This window comes from Enhygromyxa salina, assembly GCF_002994615.1.
In the GTDB taxonomy this organism is placed as follows: domain Bacteria; phylum Myxococcota_A; class Polyangia; order Nannocystales; family Nannocystaceae; genus Plesiocystis; species Plesiocystis salina_A.
In genome coordinates this window covers 1-22505 of the sequence record NZ_PVNK01000079.1, presented here as the reverse complement: position 1 = coordinate 22505, position 22505 = coordinate 1, and the positions used below count along the sequence as shown (strand labels likewise).

Sequence of the window (22505 nt, the reverse complement as noted above, 5' to 3'; positions counted from 1 at the left end):
CGCCTGGATTTGCGAACATGGTTGGTTGATCAGCCTTCGAGCTGCGTGGTGAGCGCGGCGAGCGAAGCGTGATGTTCAGTTGGTCGCGTCGAGCAGGCCCTCGAGTCCGACGAGGACGGAGGTGCGCAGGCGCAGCGCTTCGGCACGCGGCGCGCTCGTCGATCGTTGGCGCGCGCGCGCGAGGGCTCGCTCGAGCTCACGAAATTGTTCGCGCGTGGCGACGCGCCAGTCGTCGGCGAGCGGGCGCAGGCCTCCGCGCAGCGCGTCGCGAAGCGCTCGCTCCCCGCGGTTGGCCGCGCGGCCGTGGGTCGCGATGAGCTCGCGGGCGAAGCCCCGGGCTGCGAGGCCCGCGAGGTAGCCACGCGCCCAGGGGACGAGGCGCTCGACGAGCAAGTTGGCGAGGACCTCGTGCTCGCCGGTCAGGCGCCCGAGCTGGTCTTGGAGGAGGCGCATCGCGGCGTCTTCGAGGGTCGCGTCGAGGTACTCGCCGTCTTGCTCGTCGACCTTGCGGCGGGTCCCCTCGCCGGCTTCGACGATGCCGATCGCGAGGGCCTCGCGGGCGAGCAGTTCGTCGAGGTCGAGCAGGCCTTCGTGGAGATCCTCGGAGAACTTGCCGAGCGCCGCGGTCGCCCGGGCGAGCGCGACCGAGAGCGCCTCGCGACCTGCGCGAGCCTCGAGCGCGGCGGCGGTCGCCTCGACGCTGGCCTTGGCCTGGTCGAGGGCCTCGCGCAGGCGTCGGCGGGTGAGGTCGGCCTTGAGCTCGCGAGCGCGGCGCAAAAACCAGCGCTCGAGGGCGTCGTCGACGACCGCGAAGGGGTCGGGAGCGTTGGCGGCGTCCGGGGCCTCGGGCTGGGTGCGATGGGCGAGGGCCGCGGTGGCCGAGAGCGGCAAGACCTCGACGAGGACCTCGCCGAGCTGCTCGCGGAGGTAGTCGGCGAGCTCCTCGCGGTCGGCCTCGGAGTCGAGGGTGTCGACCTTGTTGAGCACGCCGAGGACCGAGCGCCCGCCCTCGCGCAGCTCGCCGAGGATCCCGGCCTCGGTCGCGGTCCCGCCCTGGGTCGCGGAGAAGATCCAGACCACGGCGTCGGCCTCTTCGATGAACGCCCGCGCGACCTTCTCGTGATACTCGTCGAGGGCGTTGAGCCCGGGCGTGTCGACGACCGCCGCGTCGCCCATGCGCTCACCGACGCGGTCGATCTCGAGGTGACGAATGCGGTTGGCCTCTTCGTCGTCGAGGTTGCGCAGGTAGGGATCGAGCTCGTCGGCGCTGACCGTCGAGATGCTCGCGTCGCGGTAGTGGACCCGGGCGCCGCGGCCGGTCCCGCGCCGAAACACGTTGATCGTGTTGGTCGTCGGCAGCACGCCCATCGGCGCGACGGCCTCGCCGAGCAGGGCGTTGACGAAGGTGCTCTTGCCGGCCGAGAACTCGCCCATGATCGCGATTGTCAGCGGTCGGGCGAGGCGCTCGCGCGCGGCGATGACCTTCTCGAGCGCTGCCTGGCCGCCGCGGACCGGGAGCCCGAGGACCTCTTCGGGCAGCCGCGCGAGCAGCTCGGTCGCGGCCGCGAGCAGGTCTTCGAGGCGCTCGCCGACGGCCGGGCGGGTCAGCTCGGCGAGGCGTCGCCGGGCGACGGCGAGCTCGGGATCTTGGATCAGGGCGGCGACCAGGGCTCGCTCGACGGCGTCGAGGTGGGCGGGGCCGTCGAGCATCGTGCGCTCGGCGATCGCGAGCTCGCGCTGGGCGGCGACGAGGCACTCGCGGCGGAGCGGATCTCGCAGCGGGCTGAGCTCGTCGGGGCCGAGGACGTGGGCGAGCTCGGGCTGGCTGCGCAGGCGGTAGGGCGGCCCGGCCTCGGCGTCGAACAGCTTGGCGACCTCGGGGTCGAGGCCGGCGAGGCCCCGACCCTCGCGCAGGGCTCGGTGCAGCGCGGTCCGGACTCGGTGGAGGCGCAGCTCCTCGCCGACGAGATCGTGCTGCTCGCGACGCACGGCCGCGAGCGCCGCGTGGACCGTGTCGGAGAAATCCTCGTAGCGCAGCGCGACGTGGGCGAGCTCTTGGGCATGGGCCGCGCGGGCGTGGGCGGGCGCGGCCTCGAGCGCGCGCAGCAGGCTCTGGATCACCGCGGAGCTCGAGGCCTCGTCGGTCGTGGGCGCGGCTGTGGGCGCGGCTGTCGGCTCGGCTGTTGGCGCGGTCGTCGGGTCGCTGCCATAGCGGAGCTCGGCGAGGGCCCACAGGCGCAGGCGCTCGGGGTCTTGGGCGCCGAGCTGCAAGAAGCGCAGGGCCTCGTGGCGGGCCCGGTCGCCGTCGGTCGCGGCGATCGCGACGCGAACACGAAGCTCATGCAGGAGCGGGTCGAGCTCGCGCTCGCGCTCTTCATCGGGGAGCTCGTCGAGCAGGGCGGCGGCGCGGGCTCGCTCGCCGCGGGCCGCGAGCACGCGCGCGAGCAGGGCCTGCTCGAGCACGCTGAGGCGCTCGTCGACGGGGGGCGCCTCGGGGGGCTCGACGGTCGTGGCGTCCGCTTCGATCGTCGCCGTGTCCTCTGCTTGGGCGCCGTCGGCCCCGGCTTCGGCTTCGGCCTCGGCCTCGGTCTCGCCGCGGGCCTCGTCGTGTCGCTGCCCGGCGGCGACGCGGGCCCCGTCGAGCCGGCGCTGGTGGGCGCTGCGAATCCACCGCTCGGCCTCGACGATCCGCCCGTCGGCGAGGAGCTGATCGACGCCGATGACCAGGGTCAGGTGGCGGAGGCCCTCGCCGGCCGTCGGCGGCAGCGAGGCCGCGGCCTTGCGGACCTCTCGGATCGCGCGGTCGGGGGAGCCGAGGCGGCGGTGGGCCGCGGCCGCGAGCAGGTGCTCGAGCAGCCGGGCCTCGACCAGGTCTTGGGAGCCGAGCCGCGCGAGGGGCCGGTCGGCGCGGCGCAGGGTGTCGATCGTCTGGCCGGGCTGGTCGGCCTCGCGCAGGGCCTCGGCGGCCTCGACGAGGTGCATGGCGGGGACCTTCTTGGCCTCGACGCGATCGGCGAGCTCGCGCAGCACGGCGAGGCCGCCGGGGACCCGACCGTCGATCAGGCGCTCGTGGACGGCGGTCAGGGCGAGCGCGTTGATCAGCGCGGGCTCGTCGCGGTGGACGTCGATCAGCTCGCGCAAGACGGCGCGCGCTTGTTCGGCGTCACCGGCGAGGCGCATGGCTCGGGCCTGCTCGGTCGCGTCGCGCACGGCCTCGGGCACGCCGACGCTCTCGGACACCTCGACGGCGTAGTCGCGGACCTTGCGGGCCCACCCGCCGAGGGTGTCGCCGACGTTCTTGAGCTTGATCTTGCGAGCCCAGTCTCGGGCCTGCTTGCCGGCCTCACCGAAGGGGTTGCTGTCGTCGTCGGCCATGTGTTCGACGTCCGTGTCAGTGGAGGATCGGCGGCGCCGTCTCGGGTGGGTGCTCGGGGTCGAGGTTCAGGGACTCGAGCTCGTCCGCGATCGCCTCGAGCCGGCGCTCGAGCAGGTCGAACTCGGCCTGGGCCGCGGCCGCGACCCGCTGGCGCAGGCGCTCGGGCCCGGACTCGGGCGGGGCTGCCTCGCCCGCGTCCTCGCTCGCGCGTCGGGGGGCGGCTTTGTCCTCGGTCGCGGAGGGCTCGGGCTTGGCGGGCTCGGTCGCGGAGGGCTCGGAGGACTCGGGTTCGGAGGCCTTGGTCGCGGAGGACTCGGAGGACTCGGGCTCGGAGGGCTCGGGCTCGGAGCCCTCGGAGCTCTCGGAGGCCTTGGTCGCGGAGGCCTCGGTCGCGGAGGACTCGGAGGGCTCGGGTTCGGAGGCCTTGGTCGCGGAGGACTCGGGCTCGGAGGGCTCGTGCTCGGAGGGCTCGGAGGACTCGGGCTCGGAGGCCTTGGTCGCGGAGGACTCGGGCTCGGAGGACTCGGACTCGGAGGCCTCGGTCGCGGAGGGCTCGGAGGACTCGGGCTCGGAGGTCTCGGGCTCGGAGGCCTCGTCGGGCGCGCCAGCCTCGTCGCTGGTCGCGGCGTTGGTTGGCGCTTCGGTCGGCGCGGGCTGACCGAGGAGCTTGGCGACGCGTCGCTCGTGGTCGGCGAGGCGCTGCTCGGCCCGGCGGAGGCTGTCGAGCAGCTGCTCGGACAGCGCGTGGTCGGCGAGCATCAGGTGCTCGTCGAGGCCCCCGCCGTGGCGAGCGACGACCTCGCCCATGGTCTCGCGCAGCTGCTCGATCGCGCGATCGAGGGCCTCGGGCAGGGCGTCGCGGGCCTGCTCGCGGGCGTCGCGGACGGTCTTCTCGCGCAGGATCACGGTCGTCAGCGGCGAGGCGATGGTCATGACCATCCCCGTCATCGTGTTGCCGAAGTACCAGATCACGGTCCCGACCAGACCGAGCGCGACCATCCCAACTTCGATCAGGATCGCGGGCGGCTCGACGTAGATCCCGGGCCCGCGGAAGCTCAAGGGCAAGGTCGCCTCGGTCAGGCGGCGGCGGGCGAGCTCGCCGCAGGTCGCGAACACGTCGCGGGTCAGCTGCTCGAGCTCGGCCCGGAGGCGCTCGCTCTCGTGGTGAACGAACTCCAAGAACGCGTCTTGGATCGCGCCCGGGACGACCTGGGTGAGGGTGTTGATGTCGGCCGAGTGGATCTGCGCGCGGGCGGCCTCCTCGAGCTCGGCCCGGAACTTGGTCAGGCGCTCCTCGCTGGCCTCGACGATGCGCCCGCCGGCCTCGGCGATCATCTTGCGCAAGCTCGCGAGATCTGCGGGGCGCTCGGCCATGGCCTGCTCGACGGCGTCGATCTCTGTCGCGATCTGGCCGTGCTCGAGGCGCAGGGCCCGGGCCTGGATCGCGGCGTTGTAGCCGAGCAGCCTGGCGTGGCGAAGCAGCGCCGAACGAGCGCGGGCCGGGAGGATCTCGCGGCCGCGGCCGGCGAGGCCGAACAGCTCGTCGCGCAGCCGGGCGAGCGCGCGGGCCGGCTCGGCCTCGGACTCGGGCTCGCGCAGGGCGGTCTTCGAGTCGGTCAGGTAGGGCTCGAGCTCGCCGGGGATGACGGTCTTCAGCTCGGTGCGGATGTGCTCGACGATCCGCGCGCGCTCGTCTTCGGGGACCAGATCGATGCGGTTGATGACCAGCACGCAGCGGGCCCCGCTGTCGCCGAGGCCCCCGACCGCCGCGATCGCGTCGCGGATCAGCCCGAGCTCGCTGCGGCTGAGGACCTGGGTCGCGTCGAGGACCAGCACGAGCACGTCGGCGCGGGGGAGCTCGCTGCGGCTGACGGCGGCGCGGAAGCGATCGATGTCGTTGAAGCCGGGCGTGTCGATCAGCTCGAGGGTCGCGGGCAGGCGCTCGGGGTCGACGAGCAGCTCGGGGACGCGGCGGGCCTGGTCGTGATCTTTGCCGCGCGCGAGGGCCTCGAAGCGCTCGGCGTCGAGCTCGCTGCGCTCGCCGCTTGGGGCCAGGAGATAGGTCCCCGTCCGGGTCTGCTCGGGGTCGACGCGGATCGCAACCACGGCCCCGGTCGTCGGGGTCACGCCGACCGGCAGCAGGGCCTCGCCGAGCAGGGCGTTGATCAGCGTGGTCTTGCCGTGCTTGATCTCGCCGAGGACCACGACGCGCACGCGGCCGTCGTCGAGGCGGCGCTTGGCGTCGTCGCGGATCGCCTCGGCGACGTCTCGGTGCCCGAGCTCGGTCGCGAGTTGAGACAGTCGGGTCGCGGCGTCGGCCAGCGCGGCGATGCCGGCCGAGGGTGACGCCGAGGGTGACGCCGAGCTCGAGGGGGGTGGGAGATCGTCCAGCATGGTCGTCAGAGAAGGTTGAGGCGAGCGGTGAGGCGGGCGTCGACTCGAGCGAGGGACCAGGCGTCGGCGGGGACGTGGATCGGCTCGGGTTCGGGCGCCGGTGGCGGCGTGGCTCGCCCCTCGGAGCCAGAGGGCACGCTCGGGGGCGCGGCGTCGCCGACGCTGCGGGCCAGCTCACGCTGGCGCGCGCGCATGGCCACGACCCGAGCAAACACCGACGAGCGGGCGAATTCTTCGATCGCCTGGATCCGCTCGACCGGCGAGGGCAGCGGCGGCAGCCAGCGCGGCTCGGGGTCATCGCCGATCGCGATCGGCGGGTTCTCGATCACCGAGACCGCGGTCGCCAAGCGACCGCACGCGAGCAAGCCCGCGCGATCCGCCGAGAAGGTCATGACCTTGGTCCACGGCGTCAGCGCCGACTGCAGCGTGCGGATGCTGGAATTGCCCTCGCGGCGGTTGGCGAGGAAGTGGGCGGCGAAGAACACCGCGTGGTCGCAGTGGAGGTGGCCGAGCCCGGCGCCGAGCACGAACGCGCGCTTGTCCGCGTCGAGAGCGAGGAGCGCCTCGGCGTCGAGGACCAGCCACAGCGAGCTCCCGCGCGTGGACCCGATCGCCGTGACCAGCGGCCAGCGACCGCGCTGCGGCGGCCGCAGCAGCCGAACCGCGGGCAGCGGCGCGCGCAGGAGGTTCATGTGGACCGCGAGCTCGCGCAGGAGGCTCGTCGGCGCGGTCTGGGCGTCGAGCAGCTCCTCGGCGAGGAGGTGCTCGGCGAGCCGGGGCCACGCGCGGTCGACCGTGCGGACCAGGGCGTTGCCGACGGTCGAGGTCGCGAGCCAGCGCGAGCGCCGAAGATCCACGCCGTAGGCGTAACCCTGACGCGCCATGCTCTGCTCGTAGACGTCGAGCTGGCGGTGTTGAACGAAGTGGCTGAGATCGGGACTGGTGCTCACGTGTTCGGGTGCCCAGTCGTGGGCGCGCAGGGATGGTAGCAGAGCCGCGGCGGGCCCTGACGAGCAGAGTTCGCCCTCGCTTGCCCCGCGTTGGCACGAAAGCGATGATCCGCGGACCGACGCGAGGTGAGTGAATGGCCGAGACGAAATCCCGCAAACACCCCAAAGGGCTCTACCAGCTGTTCTTCATCGAGATGTGGGAGCGCCTGGCCTTCTACACGATGCTCAACGTGCTCCTGCTCTACGTGACCGACTTCGAGCGCGGCGGGCTCGGGCTCCCGGCCGCCGACGGCAACGAAATCTACGGGCTCTACCTCGCCTTCGTCTATTTCACGCCCTTCCCCGGCGGGCTGCTCGCCGATCGCTACCTCGGCTACCGCAAGGCCGTGGTCATCGGCGGGCTGATCATGTCCGCCGGGCTGTTCTTGATGAGCCGGGGCGAGACCTACTTCTATTACGGCTTGATCGGCCTGGTGATCGGCAACGGGCTGTTCAAGCCCAACATCTCGGTCATGGTCGGCAACCTCTATGAGCCCGGAGACCCCAAGCGCGACGCCGGCTTCAACATCTTCTACATGGGCATCAACATCGGGGCCTTCGTGGCCTCGTTCTTGAGCTCGGCGGTCCGCAACAAGTTCAACTGGGAGGCGACCTTCCTGGTCGCGTCGATCGGCCTGCTGATCGGCGTGACGATCCTGGCGCTGAGCTGGAAGACCCTCGAGGTCGCCGACCGCCAGCCCGAGCGCAGCGAGGACGACACGGGCTTCGGCGAGGTCTTTCTCAAGATCTTGCTCCCGGCCTTCGTGTTCGGGGGCCTGGGCTTTTGGCTGTCGAGCACCTACATGCCCGATGGCCCGGTCCGCCCGGCGATCGTTGGGTTCCTGGCCGGGATGATCCCGATCATCGTGTTCTTCGTCCGCCTCGGGGTCACCGCGGTCGACAAGGAGAAGCCGGGCTTGCTCGCGCTGCTGCCGATCTACGTGGCCGGCGGGACCTTCTTCATGGTCTTGCACCTCAACGGCTCGGCGATGACGCAGTGGGCCAACGACATGACCGCGCGCGACATCCCGGCGCCGAGCCTGTTCCAGCAAGACGGGCTGCCGAGCTACTACGGCAACGCCGCCGAGGACGTGCCGCGGCCCAGCAAAGACAGCCTCGTGGTCGTCGACGACGCCAGCGTCGCCCGGATGTACGGGCAAAAGCGGATGGATCACGAGACCCTGGCCGAGATCCTCGCCGCGAACCCCGAGCTCTCGGTCGAGGAATTCGACCCGCTCGTGGAGGTCACCAAGCTCGACGCCGACAAGGCCGCCGTGTGGCAGTTCTCGACCGCGATCTACCCCGACGGCGAGCTCGAGGTCGTCGAGGGCACCGACTCCCACGGCGCGCCGACCGTGGCCGTCAACATCCCCGAGCAGCTGTCCGCTGACCTGCGCGTGGCGTTGATGCGCGAGGGCCCCGACGGGGCCTACCCGACCTACGTGGTCAGCGACGAGACCTACGCCGAGCTCTACGAGGGCTACGCCGAGAAATTTGGCCACCCGCCCGAGGAGCTGCCGCCCGGCAAGTGGGTCCAGGTCATCAACCCCGAGCTGTTTCAGTCGCTCAACGCCCTGTTCGTGGTCGGCTTCACCCCGCTGATCGTCGGCTTCTTCGCGTGGCTGGTCGCGCGCGGCAAAGAGATCTCGACCGCGCGCAAAATTTTCTATGGCTTGTGCCTGACCACCGCCTCGCTGCTGCTCATGGCCCTCGGCGGGATGTTCACCGACGGCGGCGCGGCCAAGGTCTCGGGCCTGTGGCTGGTCGGCTTCTATGGGATCATCACGATCGGCGAGCTGCTCCTGTCTCCGATGGGGCTCTCGCTGGTCACCAAGCTCGCGCCCAAGCGCCTCGTCGGGCTCGCGATGGGCGGGTGGTTCTTGGCCACCGCGTTTGGGAACAACTTCTCGGGCTTCTTTGGTGGCATCCAGAGCTCGATGACGCCGGTCAACTTCTTCCTGGTCCTCGCCGGGATCGCGGCGGCCGTGGCCCTGTTCATCTACGTGCTGCTCGATCGCCTCGACGACGCGATCAACAAGAGCACGGGCGGGGCATGACAGCGCCGATCCCGACACCCGCGCCGCGCGACGGGTCGAGGGTCCGGGTCGCGGGCGGGAGCTGTGATCGCCGCTACGGCGGGCGAATCCGCCCGTAGACGCTGATATGCGCCCCGCGCCGGTTGGGATCTAGCCCGGCCTTGCCCCGTTGCGCGCAGTGAGGCATTTTGCGCGACCGTGTCCGGTACGATCGCGACGATAGATCCGGCGACGCCAAAGATCCCCGCGGAGCTATGGCGACAGTCGGGCAGGCCCATGGCCTCGTGGCTCCTGCGCGGGTGGGTTGCGATCGTGCTGATCGTGGGCGGCTTCGTGCTCGCCGAGTACGTCAGCATCTATGGCTGGGCGCTGGCCGTGCTCGGGGTCGCGGCCTTCTTCGCGATCCCGATGCTCGCGCACTCGCTGGTGTTCGAGCGGCTCGCGGCCAGGGTCGACGCGGTCGATCGAGGAAAGGCCCACAGCCTGCTCGAGGAGCTGCGCGGGAACGTCACCGTCAAGCTGCTCGCGCCCCACGCGTGGGTCCGGATCCAGGAGGCCAAGCTCCACCTCGCCGTCGATGACGGTCGGGCGGCGGCGCAGGCCTTCGCCGAGGCCGAGCGGGTCTCGAACCATCCCGGTGACAAGGCCGAGCTGATCTCGGCCCAGGCCCACGCGCTGACCCTCGCCGGAGATCGCAAGGAGGCTCGGGCGCTGCTGAGCAAGCTCGCCAAGCTCGACCAGCTCTCGGACCTCGACCACCTGAACTACGGCACGGTGCTGCTGTCCGAGTCGGGTCACAACAGCGACGCCCTCGCCCACCTCGAGCAGGCGCGCGAGGGCTTTGGCGGCCACCCGCGCGTGCTCGCGGGCCTGGTCTTGGCCCTGCAGCGCTGCGATCAGCCCGAAAAGGCCGCCGCGTTGATCGAGGCCGCCGAGGCCGCGGTCGACGAAGCTGGGGATCAGCTCGCCAAGGATCTGCTCAAGCGCGGCAAGAAGGGGCTGCGCCCCTTTCTCAAGGCCAAGCAAAAGCGCGAGCGCAAGGCCGATGACGGCGGAGCCGGGACCAAGGGCAAGGGCAAGGGCAAGGGCAAGGGCAAGAAGGGCAAGGACAAGCTCAAGGGCAAGAAGGGTCGCAAGCAGGCTCGCCGAGACGCGCGCAAGAAGGCGAAGGCCGAGGGCCGCCGCGCGGACGGAGCTCAGCCGAGCGAGCTTCCAACTGACGAGGGCGAGCGAGAGGCTGAGACTCGGGGCCCCGACGGGGCCGCGAAGCAGGGCGCCGAAGAGACCAGCGTCGACACGGACGCCCGCGCCGAGGCCGACCTCCCCGGCGACGTGGCCGAGGCGGACGCGGAGGCGAGTCGTGAGCAAGATCGCAACGCCGACAGCGCCGAGCTCGATGTCGATGAGGATGCCGACGCGGACGAGAGTGACGCGGACGAGAGTGACGCGGACGAGAGTGACGCGGACGAGACTGACGCGGACGAGACTGACGCGGACGAGAGCGACGACGCGGACGAGAGTGACGCGGACGAGAGTGACGACGCGGACGAGACTGACGCGGACGAGACGGACGACGCGGACGAGACAGACGACGCGGACGAGACTGACGCGGACGAGAGTGACGCGGACGAGACAGACGACGCGGACGAGAGTGATGACGCGGACGAGAGTGACGCGGACGAGACAGACGACGCGGACGACGACGACAGCAGCGCCGCTTCGGACGCGGACGCGGACGCGGACGCCGCGACCGAACAGGCGAGCCCCGAGCCACCCGCCGATGCAGGCGACGACGATGACGACCTCGACCTCGCGAGTCTCGCCCGGGCGGCGCTGAACTCAGGCGTGCGTCCCAAGCTGCCCGAGTCCGAGCTCGAGCCTGACCCCGCGAGCGCCAGCGGCATCCGACCGATCGGGTCGAACTCGTCGGGCGGCATGTTCCGCTCGGCGCTGTTTGACGCCGAGGACGAGCCCGCGAGCCCGAGCCCGAGCCCGAGCGCCAAGTCGGGCTCCTCGCTGTTCGACCTGCCCGACTTCGGCGCGGTGCCCAAGTTCGCGCCGCCGTCGACGGTCAAGCGCGGCCCGGTGCTGCCCGCCCGCCCGGCGCCCGAGCCGGCGCCCGAGCCGAGCCCGGCCAAGGCGGCCCCGCCGCTGCCCGGGGTCACGCCCAAGGCCGGCCCGGTCGCGCCCCCGAGCATCCCCGGACTGAAGGCGCCCAAGCCCGCGGCGCCCAAGGCCAAGCTGGCCACACCCGCGCTCGACGAGGGCTGGGACTTCGGCGCAGATCTGGACGCGCCGCCACCACTGGCACCGAGCCCCGCGAACCACAATGATGGCAATGGCGAAGACGATGACGCCTGAGGATTCTTCCGGGATGCGCCTAGGCGTGGTCCTCGACGACGAGGCCGTGCTGAGCGGAGGGCGGCGCGACGACCCGATCGGGCTCGTCGTCCTGCGTTCGACCTTTCTCAACCCGCCGCGGGCTGCGGCGGCGCGGCGCATGGGCGAGCGTGTCCTCGCGCGGCACCCCGGCGTCGAGCTGGTCCCCTACGCCTGGCACTACCTGACCCACGAGGCCGGCGATGGCGTCGTCGTGGGGAGCAACCGAAGCCTCGACGCCAAGCCCGGGGACTACGGGCACTTCCGGGGCGGGGCGATCGCCCAGGCCTGGGAGATCACGAAGCTGTGCGCCGAGGCCCTCGGTGCCCAGCGAGTCATGATCCGGACGCCGTCGAGCTTCAGCCCCGGCAGCCTCTCGCGTCGGCGCTTCACCAGCTTCGTCAGCGGGCTCGGCCCCGACGAGCCGAAGCTGGTCTGGGAGCCCGAAGGTCTGTGGAGCTCCGCCGACGCGGCCGCGTTCGGGGGGCCGCTCGGGGTCGAGGTCGTCGCGCCAGCGTTTGCGATGACCGGTCAGCTGCTCGAGTTCGAGGGCGCCGGGTGGCTGCGGATCGGCGGAGGCAAAGATGCCCGCCTGCGCTCGAGCCATGCGGAGATCCTCGCCTACGCCCTCGCCGACCTGGCGGCCGAGCGTGCGGAAGCCGGGCAGCCGCTGACCTTGCTCTTCGATGGGCCGCGGGCCTACGCCAACCTGCGAGCCTTCGCGCGCGAGCTGGCCTGACCTCCGCCCTCGGCTCGACGATCGCGGGTCCACCAGTGCGAGCGTGAGCCGAGGACGGAGCGGCGAGCTTCGCCGGACATACGAAAGCCGCCGGAGGAACCCCGGCGGCTTGTGGAAGCGAGCGCTGGGCTACTTCTTCGCGGCCGCTTTGCGAGCCGTCTTTTTCTTGGTGGCCTTCTTGGCCGGCTTCTTCTTGGCGGCGGCCTTCTTCTTGGTGGCCTTCTTGGCCGGCTTCTTCTTGGCGGCCTTCTTCTTGGCGGCCTTCTTGGCCGGCTTCTTCTTGGCGGCGGCCTTCTTCTTGGCGGCCTTCTTCTTGGCCGGCTTCTTCTTGGCGGCGGCCTTCTTCTTGGCGGCCTTCTTGGCCGGCTTCTTCTTGGCGGCGGCCTTTTTCTTGGCGGCCTTCTTCTTGGCGGCCTTCTTCTTGGCCGGCTTCTTCTTGGCGGCGGCCTTCTTCTTGGCGGCCTTCTTCTTGGCCGGCTTCTTCTTGGCGGCGGTCTTCTTCTTGGCTGCCTTCTTCTTGGCTGCCTTCTTCTTGGCCGGCTTCTTCTTGGCGGCGGCCTTCTTTTTGGCGGCCTTCTTCTTGGCCGGCTTCTTCTTGGCGGCGGCCTTCTTGGCAGCCTTCTTTTTGGTCGCCTTTTTCTTGGCGGCCTTCTTTTTGGCGGCCTTCTTCTTGGTCGCCTTCTTCTTGGTCGCGGATTTCGCTTCCTCGGTAGCCTGAGTATTCATCGGTGGACCCTCCTTCAGGGTGACGGTATCGCGCACCGTACAGAGCAGGATCATGCATGTCAACACTAATTAACAACTTTGATACTCAATTATAGGAAGTTGAGTGATCTTTGTAGGAAGTTGAGCGATCCTTCATGACAACTAATGACATCTATGCATCACTGATGCTTCGTTCAGGTAGAAGAAGCGACACTGAGCTCGGTCACCCCCCCAGCTTGGGGTCAAATGGTGCTGGCTCCGCTCACCGCGGGTCGTGTAGGTTCATGTCGTCTATGCTTCAGATCGACTGGGCCTCCGAAATCCCGCGCACTCAGGCCGACAATCTGCTCGTCATCGCTGTGGCGAAGGACGAGATCGATAGCGTCGCTCGACGCTTTGGCCAGGGCGTGGGTACAGCTCTCATCAACTCCCGATTCGAAGGTAACGCCGGGGACAGCTTCCGCTTCTCAACTGAGGAAGGGGGGTTTTGCCAGGTGCTGTTGCTTGGGGTCGAGACGCTCGACGAGACGGCGGCTCTGCGCAAGTTGGCCTTCGATGCCGCGCGCGCAGCAAAGGAATCGGGGGTCCGGGCGCTGATCTTGGATCTGCGAGGCAAGCTCGGGGACGACCACGAGCGGGTCGCCAAGCTGGTCGCCGAAGGGCTGGAGCTGGCCGGCTACGGCTACGATCGCTACCTCGGCGAGGACAAGCGCGGCCCGGGCACGCTCGAGGCGGTCACGGTCGTGGCAGAAGGTGACGCGGATCTTCGTCAACGTGGGAGTCGTCGCGGGCAGATCGTCGCCGCGGCGATCGCCAAGGCCCGAGACCTCGGCAACGGCCCGGCCGAGCTCGTCACCCCCAGCTTCCTCGCCGAGGCCGCCAGCACCCTCGCGGGCGAGCTGCGCGAGGCCGGCCACGACGTGCGCTGCGAGATCCTCGACGTCGAGGCGTGCGAGAGCCGATCGATGGGGCTCTACCTCGCGGTCGCGCGCGGCAGCAGCGAGCCGGCCAAATTCATTCACCTGAGCTACAGGCCCAAGGGCCCGAGTAAGGGCCGGATCTGTCTGGTCGGCAAGGGCGTGACCTTCGACTCGGGGGGCTACTCGATCAAGCCGAGCGACGGCATGCTGCAGATGAAGCTCGACATGGGCGGCGCCGCGGCGGTCATCGGCTCGATGCACGGGATCGCGCACCTCGAGCTGCCCTACGAGGTCCACGTGATCTCGGCCGCGGCCGAGAACATGGTTAGCGGCAACGCTTACCGCCTCGGCGACGTGTTCCGGGCGTCGAACGGCAAGACCGTCGAGATCAACAACACCGACGCCGAGGGTCGGCTGACCCTGGCCGACGCGCTGGTGTTCGCGGCCTCGCTCGAGCCGGACCTCGTCATCGACTTTGCGACCTTGACCGGCGCGTGCATCGTCGCCCTCGGGCCGCACATCTGTGGCGTGATGACCCGTGACGACGCGCTCGCGTCGGAGTGGCTCGCCGCGGGTGAGCGTGCGGGTGAGGACATGTGGCGCCTGCCCCTGCCCAAGCCTCTGATGGCCATGCTCGACAGCAAGATCGCGGATCTGCGCAACACCGGCGAGCGCGCCGGCGGGGCGCTCACCGCCGGGCTGTTTCTCGAGCAATTCGCCGAGGGCAAGCGTTGGATGCACGTCGACATCGCCGGACCGGCGATCGTCGACAAGGGCTTTGGCGTCAACATCGAGGGCAGCTCCGGCGTCCCGGTCGCCAGCATCCTCGAGTTTCTCTCGCGCGATTTGCCCTGAGCCCGGCCGCGCGTGGTCGAAGCGGTCAGCCGTGGCATAGTGGATGCCGTGGACGCCGATCGCTTCGACGTGATGGTCGTCGGAACCGGGTTCGGTGGCTCGGCCACGGCGGCGCGTCTGGCCGAGGGTGGCATGCGGGTGCTGATGTTCGAGCGGGGTCCGTGGTGGGGTCCGGCCGGCGAGCAGCTCGCGCGCGACCGCGGCGTTCGTCGCAGCTGGCCGCGCGGCGTCGTCGGCAGCCGCAAGTTCGTGCGCAACGTCCGGGTCGCGCGGGGTCGGGTCGCGCGCGAGCTGTCGGTCAACCATGACGGGCTGTTCGAGGTCCACCGCTTCGAGCGTCTGGTGACCGTCGCGGGCAGCGGCGTCGGCGGGGGCTCGCTGGTCTACACCAACATCCAGGCCGAGCCGGGGCCCGATTTCTTCGACGCGTTCCCGGCCGAGCTCGACGCCGCCGAGCTCGCGCCGCACTACCAGCGGGTGCGCGCGATGTTGCGGCCGGCTCCGGTCCCGCAGCGACCCGCCAAGAACCGGGCGTTCGAGCGCGCCGTCGACGAGGCCGGGGGCGCGCGACCGACCTACCCCGATCTCGCGATCGCGTGGGGCAAGGATCCCGCGCACCCGCAGCGGGTCGTCAACGCGGCCGGCGTCACCCAGACCACCTGCATTCATTGCGGCGAGTGTGTGCTCGGCTGCCCGACCCTGGCCAAGACGACCATGGATCTGACCTACGTCGCCGCGGCGCTCCAGGCCGGCGCGCAGCTGCGGGCCCTGGCCGAGGTCGTGGCGGTCGGCGAGCTCCCGGCCGCGCGCGGCGGTGGTTACGAGCTGCGCTACATCGATCACCGCGACGGCGAGGGGCGGCAGCACCGGGCGGTCGCCGACAAGCTCGTCCTCGCTGCCGGGACCCTCAACACCCTGCGCTTGCTGTTCGCCGCCCGGGATCGCCACCGCAGCCTCACGCGGCTGCCGATGACCCTGGGCCACGGCTTCTCACCCAACGCCGACCTCGGCGCGCTGTTCGTCGCCGCGCGGGCCCACTTGCACGACTCGGGCGCGGGGCCCTCGTCCAACGCCTACCTGCGCGTGCCCGAGCACGGTGACGGGCCCCTGCGCTACCTCGTCGGCGAGGCCGGCCTCCCGCTCTCGGCCCTGCCCCTGCCAAAGATCGTCCAGCGCCTGCTCGGGACCTCCGGGCTCCTGCTAGCGATGGGCGCCGACGCCTCGACCGGCGCGCTCGGCTTTGACGGCGAGTTTTTGCGGACCGAGGTCGGGCGCGACCTCGACCCCGAGATCTTCGAGGCGATCGAGTCTGAGGCCGCGCGGATCAGCGCCGCCTATCGGCCGCGGCTGGCCTGGATCAACGCGCCGAGCGGTCGGGGCAAGCGTGGGATTGCGAGCGTGCACCCCCTCGGCGGCGCGGGCATCGGCAGTCACCCCGGCGACGGCGTCGTCGATCACCGCGGCGAGGTCTTCGGTCACCCGGGTCTGTTCGTCGCCGACGGATCCCTCTACCCGCGCGCCCCCGGCATCCCGCCCTCGATGACGATCGCCGCCCTCGCCGAGCGTCAGGCCGCGCTGATGCTCGGTGGCTGATCGCGACCTTGCCGCGCGGGTTGTTCAGCAGCCTGCGAGACCTGGATCAAGCGCCGCGCGCTCGACTCAGGCGTTCTCGTTTTCAAGGGGCTAGATCGAGTCGAGTTCGGGCGACGCGAGCTTTTTGTTGCGTTGCTTCTTCTCGCCGGGCATCGGCTGCTCGTCGCGCTGGGTGTTGATCCACGCGTCGATGCCGGGGCTGGCCGAGCGGGCTGCCTCGAACCACGTGGCCGCTTTGGAGTCGTGGCGGACTTGCTCGAAGCACAGGCCGATGCCGGCCTTCGCACGGGCGACGGCGAGGCCGTCGGAGCTGGCGGCGATGATGTCTTCGTAGATCGAGCGGGCGCGGTCGCAGTCGCCGGTCCGCCGCGCTGCGTTTGCGCGCTCGAGGCTGGTCCAGGTCTCGTCTTTCGTCAGGGGCGTGGGCGCGGGCTCGGGCGTGGGCGCGCTGGCGCCCGACTTGGACTTCTTGGCTTTCGAGCTCGGCCGGGTCGGGGCCTCGGTGTGGCCGACCTTCTCAGTGGGGGTCTCGCCCGGGATCTCTTTGGGGTCGTCGGCGCCGAGCTCGGGCGCGGGCTCGTCGGCCTCGGGCGTGGCGCGAGCCTCGTCGACGCTCGGCTCGCTCGCGGGCTGGGACCGCTCGCGGTCGGCGTTGTCGTCTCGCTCGCGCTGGTCGGCGTCGCCGTTGTCGGTGAGCAGGTCTTGGGCCGAGTCGAGCTCGCGCTTGGGCTCGAGCACCCACAAGACCGCGACCGCGGTCGCGCTCAGGGCGAGGCCCGGAATCAAGGTCCCGCGCCAGCGCTCCCAAAAGCGAGGCCAGCTGCTGTCTTGAGCGTCGGGGCGGAGGCCGTCGCGGAGCTTGGGGCGGCGGCTGACTTCGTGGGCTTCGGCGATGACCTCTGCCAACAGCTCGTCGGAGGGGGTCTCGAGCGGGTAGGCGTCACGACACAGCGCGAGCACGTCTTGGTACTCGGCGAGGCGCTCGGTCAACGCCGGGGACAGCTCGAGCGACGCGGGGTCGTCGATGCTCTCGAGACGCTCGAGGGCGTCTTCGAGCTGGTCGAGCTGTCGTGCGTCGAAGTCAGCCACTTGCGGATGCTTTCTCGCCGGCGGCCGCCGGCTCGCGTGGGTCGATGTCACGCAGCTCGCCGCGGAGCTTGTCGAGAGCGTAGCGCATGCGTGACTTGACCGTGTTCTCTGGCGCGCCGACGGCCTCGCCGATCTGCTTGAACGAGAGGCCGCCGAACTGCCGCATGATGAACACCTCGCGCTGGTCGTCGGGCAGCTTCTCGATCGCGGCGGCGACCCGGTCGCGGATCTTTGGGGCCTCGGAGGCGGCGTCGGTGTCGACCTGGCCGGCCTTGGTCACGTCGAGGATGCTGAGCCCGGCATCTCCGCCGCGACCGCGACGCTTGGCCTCGAGCGGGAGCGTGCGGCGAAACTTTTGGCGGCGGCTCTCGTCGACGCACAGGTTGCGGGCGATGGTGTAGATCCAGGTCGTGAACCGGGCGGTTCGCTGGTAGCGATCCTTGGCCCGGATCACGCGGAGGAAGACTTCTTGGAGCATCTCCTCGGCGCGGCTGTGGTTGTGCACGCTTCGCAGGAGGAAGTTGTAGAGCCCGCGCTTGTGCCGGGTGACGAGCTCCTCGAAGGCTGCCCCTTCGCCGTCACGGAACGCCGACATCAGATCCTCATCGCTCCGGCCTCCCTCGGGGAGGTCGGCGGCGGCGAGGGCCTTGTCGTCCGCGGTCATGGTCTCCTTCGCTCCTGCGACCCTTCGAATTTGCGTTCCCAACCGTGTGGGAGGCAAGTCCGGGCGGTGAGCGTCGGAGCTGGAGGACCAAGCGAGCGTGGCGGTACCCATCAGGAGACCTCAACGGACGGGATCACGTCTCGGCGCCCGCAAGGTTGGGTTGGGTCGTGCGCCGGAGCCATGAGGGTCGGAGAACGGCGCTGGATCGTTGGAGATCTGAGCTTTATCGAGTTTGTGAATCATGCTGAGCTCACATAGCTGGAGGATGGATCGCAGGACAGATCGGAGGATGGAGCGGAGGCTTGGCGAGAATGGGCGCATGGGACGCCGCATCAGGGGGCAGTCAAAAATCTGACGCATGGCGCGGAGACAGCTATTTTTCTGACGGTCGGTAGAACTCGGAGGCTGAAAATGCAGGCAAAGCCGATGGCACAGCCAGTGCAAATGCGTGGTTCGAGTCGGGACTTGCCCCGGGCCTTCACCACGCGGCGACGCGGGGGCCACGACCCAGCCCACTTTTTAGGTCAGGTATGTCAGGCGACGCGTCGGGTCCGCGGCTTCGCCTGGCATCGCCTACAAAACACCCCGCTGCGACCCTGGTGGACGAAGGCGACCAGCGGCGTGGTGCACAGGGGACAGGGCTGGCCGGCGCGCCCGTAGACGCGAAGATCATCCTGGTTGCGCCCGACCTTGCCGGTCACGTTGCGGAAGTCCTTGAGGGTCGTCCCTCCGTTGGCGATCCCGCGTCGAAGCGCGGTCACGAGGGCGTCGGCCAGGCGCTGCCAGGCGCTCGGGGCGAGGCGGCAGGCCGGGAGCAGGGGGTGGAGGCCAGCGTCGAAGCAGGCCTCGATCGCGTAGATGTTGCCGATCCCGGCGACGGCGCGCTGATCGAGCAGGGCGTCGCGCAGGGCCCTGCGGCTGCGCCCGAGGCTGTGCTCGAGCGTCGGCCCGCCGAAGCTGCGCGCGAGCGGCTCCGGGCCCAGGCTCGCGATCGGATCCCGGTCGTAGATTTCGCTCAGGGTGCCGGCCCGCAGCCCTCCGAAGCGACGCGGATCCACGAAGCGCAGCTGCCGACCATCGGCGAAGCCGAGCACGAGGTGAGTGTGGGCGACTCGGGTCTGGTCGGGCTGGGCGATGCCGCAGCGACCCGACATGCCCAGATGGATCAGGAGCACGAGCTCGTCGTCGTCGGCGTTCGCGTCGGCGTGCAGGTGCCACAGCAGGTACTTGCCGCGCCGTCGGACCTTGCCAGGCACCGCGCCGACGAGGATCCCGAGCTGCTCGTGCTTCCGCTGCCAGTGCTTGCCGACGCGCAGGGGGAGCTTCGAGCGCCAGACCGAGGTCACGGGTTCGCGGATGCGCGCGCGGACGATGCCCCGACGGACCGACTCGACCTCGGGCAGCTCGGGCATGTCAGCCCTCGGCCTCGCGCGCGCGCTGGAGGGCGGCGAACTGTGCGGGCCCGAGGCGCTCGGGCCGGATCATCGGGTCGAGCTCGGCGGCGGCGATCCAGCGCAGGGCTTGCTCGCGGGTCGCGACGCCGGCCAGCGCGTTGGTCAGGGTCTTGCGGCGACGTTGGAAGCAGGTCCGAACCAGGAGCAGGTAGCCCGCCGGATCCGCGACCTCGCCGAGGGGCGAGGCGCGGGGATCGAAGCGCAGCACGGCCGAGTCCACCCGCGGCGGCGGCAAGAAGCACCCGCGCGCGACGGAGCAGACCCGAGAGATCCGTCGGACCCGAGACAGCGCCGCCGTCACGCCGCCGTAGCGCTTGGACCCAGGCTCGGCGCACAGCCGGTCGGCGACCTCGCGCTGGACCATGACGACCCAGGGGCCCGTCCGTTGATCGTGGTCGAGCAGCGCGAACAAGAGCGGGCCGGTCAGCTGGTAGGGGAGGTTGCCGACGACCGCCGGCCGGGCCTCACCCGCCTCGATCCGCGGCTTCGCGAGGGCCGAATAGTCGAAGCGCACGGCGTCGGCCTCGTGGAGCACGAAGCGGGGCTGATCGCCGAGCTCGGCGCGCAAGACGGTGCAGAGATCTCGGTCGCGCTCGATCGCCTCGACCACGGCGCCGGTCGCGAGCAGGTGGGCGGTGAGGGTGCCGAGGCCGGCGCCGATCTCGATGATCGTCGTGGCCGGTGCGGCGCCGCCAAAACCGGCGACCGCCGCGACGATCTCCTCGTGGATCTCGCGGGCGTGGAGGAAATTCTGGCCCCAGCTCTTGCGCGGCGACAGACCGTAGCGGCGCAGGAGCTCACCAGGCGAAGGGATCCCGCGGGAGGTGTCGCTCATGGGGTCGCTCGCGCCTCGTCGAGCGCGACGCTGGACTGTACGACGACCCGGGGCGCGCGGCCCTCGGCGACGTGGGCCGCGGCTGCGGCGGCGATCATCGCGGCGTTGTCACCACAGTAGCGAAGCGGCGCGGTGACCAGGCGAAAGCCCTCGCGCGCCGCGGCGTCGTCGAAGCGCGCGCGCAGGCCCGCGTTGGCCGCCACGCCGCCGACGACGTGGACCCGCTCGCAGCCGCGGGCGCGTCGGGCCGCGCAGGTCTTGGCCACGAGCACGTCGACGACCGCGGCCTGAAACGACGCGCACAGATCCGCGAGCTCGGCGCGCGATCGCGGCTGACCCTCGCGCTCGAGGTGGACGGCGACGGCGGTCTTGAGGCCCGCGAAGGAGAAGTCGAAGTCCTTGCTGCGGAGCATCGCGCGGGGGAAGGCCACGGCGCTCGGGTCGCCTTCGGCGGCGAGTCGATCGATGATCGGTCCGCCGGGGTAGGAGAGGCCGAGCAGCTTGGCGACCTTGTCGAAGGCCTCGCCGGCCGCGTCGTCGCGCGTGGCGCCGAGCAGCTCGTAGCGACCGAGGCCGTGGACCTCGACGAGCTCGGTGTGGCCGCCGGACACGAGCAGCGCGAGGTGAGGGGCGAAGGGCTCGGGCTCGCTGGCGGTCGAGTCGTCGGCGATGAAGGCCGAGAACAGGTGGCCCTCCATGTGGTGGACCCCGAACAGCGGCAGCCCGGTCGCGAGCGCGAGGCCCCGCGCGGCCTGAACACCGACGAGCAGCGCGCCGACGAGGCCGGGCGAGTCGGTGACCGCGAGGGCGTCGAGCTGGGCGCCGAGCTTCGTCGGCTCGAGCCCGGCCTGCTCGATCGCGGCGCGGATCACCGGCGCGAGCGAGTCGAGGTGGTGGCGGCTGGCGAGCTCGGGCACGACCCCACCGAAGGGCGCGTGGACCTCGATCTGCGAGGCCACGACGCTGCTGCGCACGCGGAGGCCGTCGACCACGGCGCAGGCGGTCTCGTCACAGGACGACTCGATGGCGAGCACTCGTGCCATGGTCATGGTGACCCGCTCACTGGCCGAGGTCGCGGGAGAGCCGGGCCACGAACTTCTTGATCACGACGGCTTGCTGACCGCTCGGCTCGAGCTCGAGGTAGCGCTCGTAGGCCTCGAGCGCGCCTTGTTTGTCGTCGACGGCTTCGAGCAGCCCGCCGAGCGTGGCGAAGACCGCGGGGAGCTCGGGGTCGGCGAGCTTGGCCCTTCGGGCCGACGCGAGGGCCTCGTCGAGCTGCCCTTTGTTGGCCAGGACCTCGGCGCGCAGCAGCAGCGTGGGCGCGTGGTTGGGCGCGCCCTCGAGGATCTCCTCGATGATCTCCATCGCCGCCTCGCCGTTGCGGAAGGTCTTGAAGTGGTTGTGGGCCGACCGGAGCTTGCCGTCGATCTCGGCCAGTTGTTCTTCGCTCAGGGCGGCGCCGTCGTCACCCGCGTCGCTGTTGACTTCGGCGGGCCCGGTCTCGGTCCCGCCCGTCGCCCGCGGCTCGCCGGCCTCGCTGGGGGCGGCGCCGGTGTCGGGCTGCTTGGTCTCGGACTTGACCTCGGGCTGCTTGGCGGCGGGCTCGGGTGTCTTGGATGCGGGCTGCTCGGTGCGGTCGCCAAAGATCTTGTCTTTGAAGGCGAAGGTCCCGGCCGCGACCGCGAGGATGGCGATGCCCGCGACCCACAGCCCGATGTTGGATCCGCCCGGCGCAGGCTGGTGGTCGCGCTCGGCTTCGGCGCTGTCGAGATCGTCGGCCGCGAGCGGGGTGTCGTCGCTGGGGCGGTCGAGCGTGGGGACCTCCTCGGTCGAGATCGAGGACTCGCGCAGGGGCCCGCGGGCGTCGTCGCTGTCGCGGGGTTTGAGGCGCTTGGACGTCAGCGACTCGTGCGCGGGCTCGGCGACCTTGACGTCGACCGGGGCGAACTCGTCGTCGTCCCCGAACGCGTCGCCGTCCCCGAACGCGTCGCCGTCCGCGGGGGTCGCGGGTGTCGCGGGTGGCGAAGCTGGTGGTGGTTCGGGAGCTTCCTGGTCGAGGCGCCCGATCTCGCCGGAGGTCTGGTTGCGAGAGCCCGAGTCGATCGCCCAGGCTTGGGGAACTCCGGGCTCGGCCTCGGGCGCGGGCGCGGGGGCCTCGTTGGCCGCTGGCTCCGGGCGCGCTTCGGTCTGGGTCTCGGCCTCGGCCTGGGTCTGGGTGTCGGTTTCGGCCTCGGCCTCTTCGCTTGGGTCAGGGAGGTCAGCTTCCGTGCTCGGCTTGGGCCGGCCGAAATCGAGGCCGAGCTCTGCGAGGCTCGGGGGCCGGCGCCACGACTCGGTTCGCGGAGCCGGGCTCGCGAGGCGGCGGGGCTGGGGCTTGGTCTGGGGGCGGCGCGCGGGGCCGTCGCTGCGCGGCGCATCGGTGCGAGCGCTCGGGGCCAGGGCCGCGGGGTCGCTCGTGACCTCGACCGCTTCGCCCC

The 22505-nt window shown here is 70.9% G+C and carries 14 protein-coding genes and 1 pseudogene; 5 read left to right on the top strand and 10 right to left on the bottom strand.

Features of this window, described 5'->3' with window-relative positions:
• Positions 1–75: 75 nt before the first annotated feature.
• Genes ENSA5_RS07510 through ENSA5_RS07500 form a run of 3 tightly spaced genes read right to left on the bottom strand, consistent with a single transcriptional unit; the run spans position 76 to position 6720 of the window.
• Positions 76–3375 (bottom strand): dynamin family protein, encoded by a 3300-nt coding sequence (locus ENSA5_RS07510; protein WP_106390946.1) that lies wholly within the window; start codon positions 3373–3375, stop codon positions 76–78.
• A 16-nt stretch (positions 3376–3391) separates the two neighbouring features.
• A complete protein-coding gene (locus ENSA5_RS07505) occupies positions 3392–5770 on the bottom strand; it encodes a dynamin family protein (protein ID WP_106390945.1) in 2379 nt (792 codons plus the stop codon).
• Positions 5771–5775: 5 nt separating this feature from the next.
• Positions 5776–6720, bottom strand: coding sequence for a M48 family metalloprotease (locus ENSA5_RS07500; protein WP_106390944.1), 945 nt, complete (start codon positions 6718–6720; stop codon positions 5776–5778).
• Between the two features lie 134 nt (positions 6721–6854).
• Here ENSA5_RS07500 and ENSA5_RS07495 point away from each other — a divergent pair, with 134 nt between their 5' ends.
• The 3 genes from ENSA5_RS07495 to ENSA5_RS07485 all read left to right on the top strand — a co-directional run bounded on the left by ENSA5_RS07495 (position 6855) and on the right by ENSA5_RS07485 (position 11913).
• Positions 6855–8816: a peptide MFS transporter gene (locus ENSA5_RS07495; protein ID WP_106390943.1), complete on the top strand. Its 1962-nt coding sequence runs from the start codon at positions 6855–6857 to the stop codon at positions 8814–8816.
• A 255-nt stretch (positions 8817–9071) separates the two neighbouring features.
• Positions 9072–11156: a hypothetical protein gene (locus tag ENSA5_RS07490; RefSeq protein ID WP_106390942.1), complete on the top strand. Its 2085-nt coding sequence runs from the start codon at positions 9072–9074 to the stop codon at positions 11154–11156.
• Positions 11157–11169: 13 nt separating this feature from the next.
• Complete coding sequence (locus tag ENSA5_RS07485; protein ID WP_146155430.1) at positions 11170–11913, top strand: hypothetical protein; 744 nt, start codon at positions 11170–11172, stop codon at positions 11911–11913.
• Between the two features lie 291 nt (positions 11914–12204).
• Here ENSA5_RS07485 and ENSA5_RS39700 read toward each other — a convergent pair.
• Positions 12205–12291, bottom strand: a pseudogene (locus ENSA5_RS39700) (CopG family transcriptional regulator); the annotation flags it as partial.
• Positions 12292–12773: 482 nt separating this feature from the next.
• On the opposite strand from ENSA5_RS39700, the gene ENSA5_RS07475 reads away from it, so the two are divergent.
• The gene (locus tag ENSA5_RS07475) at positions 12774–14393 is read left to right on the top strand and encodes a leucyl aminopeptidase family protein (RefSeq protein ID WP_106390940.1); all 1620 of its coding nucleotides are present in this window, start codon (positions 12774–12776) and stop codon (positions 14391–14393) included.
• A gap of 48 nt (positions 14394–14441) precedes the next feature.
• Positions 14442–15986, top strand: coding sequence for a GMC oxidoreductase (locus ENSA5_RS35695; RefSeq protein ID WP_146155429.1), 1545 nt, complete (start codon positions 14442–14444; stop codon positions 15984–15986).
• 90 nt (positions 15987–16076) lie between these two features.
• On the opposite strand, the gene ENSA5_RS07465 is transcribed toward ENSA5_RS35695, so the two are convergent.
• The 6 genes from ENSA5_RS07465 to ENSA5_RS07440 all read right to left on the bottom strand — a co-directional run.
• Positions 16077–17075 (bottom strand): tetratricopeptide repeat protein, encoded by a 999-nt coding sequence (locus ENSA5_RS07465; protein WP_106390939.1) that lies wholly within the window; start codon positions 17073–17075, stop codon positions 16077–16079.
• Positions 17068–17739: an RNA polymerase sigma factor gene (locus tag ENSA5_RS07460; RefSeq protein WP_106390938.1), complete on the bottom strand. Its 672-nt coding sequence runs from the start codon at positions 17737–17739 to the stop codon at positions 17068–17070. Before ENSA5_RS07460 ends, ENSA5_RS07465 begins: the two co-directional genes overlap by 8 nt.
• 533 nt (positions 17740–18272) lie before the next feature.
• A complete protein-coding gene (gene mutM / locus ENSA5_RS07455; protein ID WP_106390937.1) occupies positions 18273–19151 on the bottom strand; it encodes a bifunctional DNA-formamidopyrimidine glycosylase/DNA-(apurinic or apyrimidinic site) lyase in 879 nt (292 codons plus the stop codon).
• A 1-nt stretch (position 19152) separates the two neighbouring features.
• A complete protein-coding gene (gene rsmA / locus ENSA5_RS07450) occupies positions 19153–20028 on the bottom strand; it encodes a 16S rRNA (adenine(1518)-N(6)/adenine(1519)-N(6))-dimethyltransferase RsmA (RefSeq protein WP_106390936.1) in 876 nt (291 codons plus the stop codon).
• Positions 20025–21071, bottom strand: coding sequence for a tRNA (adenosine(37)-N6)-threonylcarbamoyltransferase complex transferase subunit TsaD (tsaD, locus tag ENSA5_RS07445; protein ID WP_106390960.1), 1047 nt, complete (start codon positions 21069–21071; stop codon positions 20025–20027). The genes rsmA and tsaD overlap by 4 nt, the downstream gene beginning before the upstream one ends.
• Positions 21072–21087: 16 nt before the next feature.
• On the bottom strand, positions 21088–22505 hold a 1418-nt coding region (locus tag ENSA5_RS07440), incomplete at its 5' end, for a tetratricopeptide repeat protein (RefSeq protein ID WP_146155428.1).

Bases quoted from the DNA above. Each gene is read 5' to 3' on its own strand.
- ENSA5_RS07510 (WP_106390946.1), bottom strand. From the start codon at position 3,375: ATGGCCGACGACGACAGCAACCCCTTCGGTGAGGCCGGCAAGCAGGCC.
- ENSA5_RS07490 (WP_106390942.1), top strand. From the start codon at position 9,072: ATGGCCTCGTGGCTCCTGCGCGGGTGGGTTGCGATCGTGCTGATCGTG.
- ENSA5_RS07475 (WP_106390940.1), top strand. From the start codon at position 12,774: ATGACAACTAATGACATCTATGCATCACTGATGCTTCGTTCAGGTAGA.
- ENSA5_RS07505 (WP_106390945.1), bottom strand. From the start codon at position 5,770: ATGCTGGACGATCTCCCACCCCCCTCGAGCTCGGCGTCACCCTCGGCG.
- tsaD (WP_106390960.1), bottom strand. From the start codon at position 21,071: ATGGCACGAGTGCTCGCCATCGAGTCGTCCTGTGACGAGACCGCCTGC.
- ENSA5_RS07485 (WP_146155430.1), top strand. From the start codon at position 11,170: ATGCGCCTAGGCGTGGTCCTCGACGACGAGGCCGTGCTGAGCGGAGGG.
- mutM (WP_106390937.1), bottom strand. From the start codon at position 19,151: ATGCCCGAGCTGCCCGAGGTCGAGTCGGTCCGTCGGGGCATCGTCCGC.
- rsmA (WP_106390936.1), bottom strand. From the start codon at position 20,028: ATGAGCGACACCTCCCGCGGGATCCCTTCGCCTGGTGAGCTCCTGCGC.
- ENSA5_RS07460 (WP_106390938.1), bottom strand. From the start codon at position 17,739: ATGACCGCGGACGACAAGGCCCTCGCCGCCGCCGACCTCCCCGAGGGA.
- ENSA5_RS07495 (WP_106390943.1), top strand. From the start codon at position 6,855: ATGGCCGAGACGAAATCCCGCAAACACCCCAAAGGGCTCTACCAGCTG.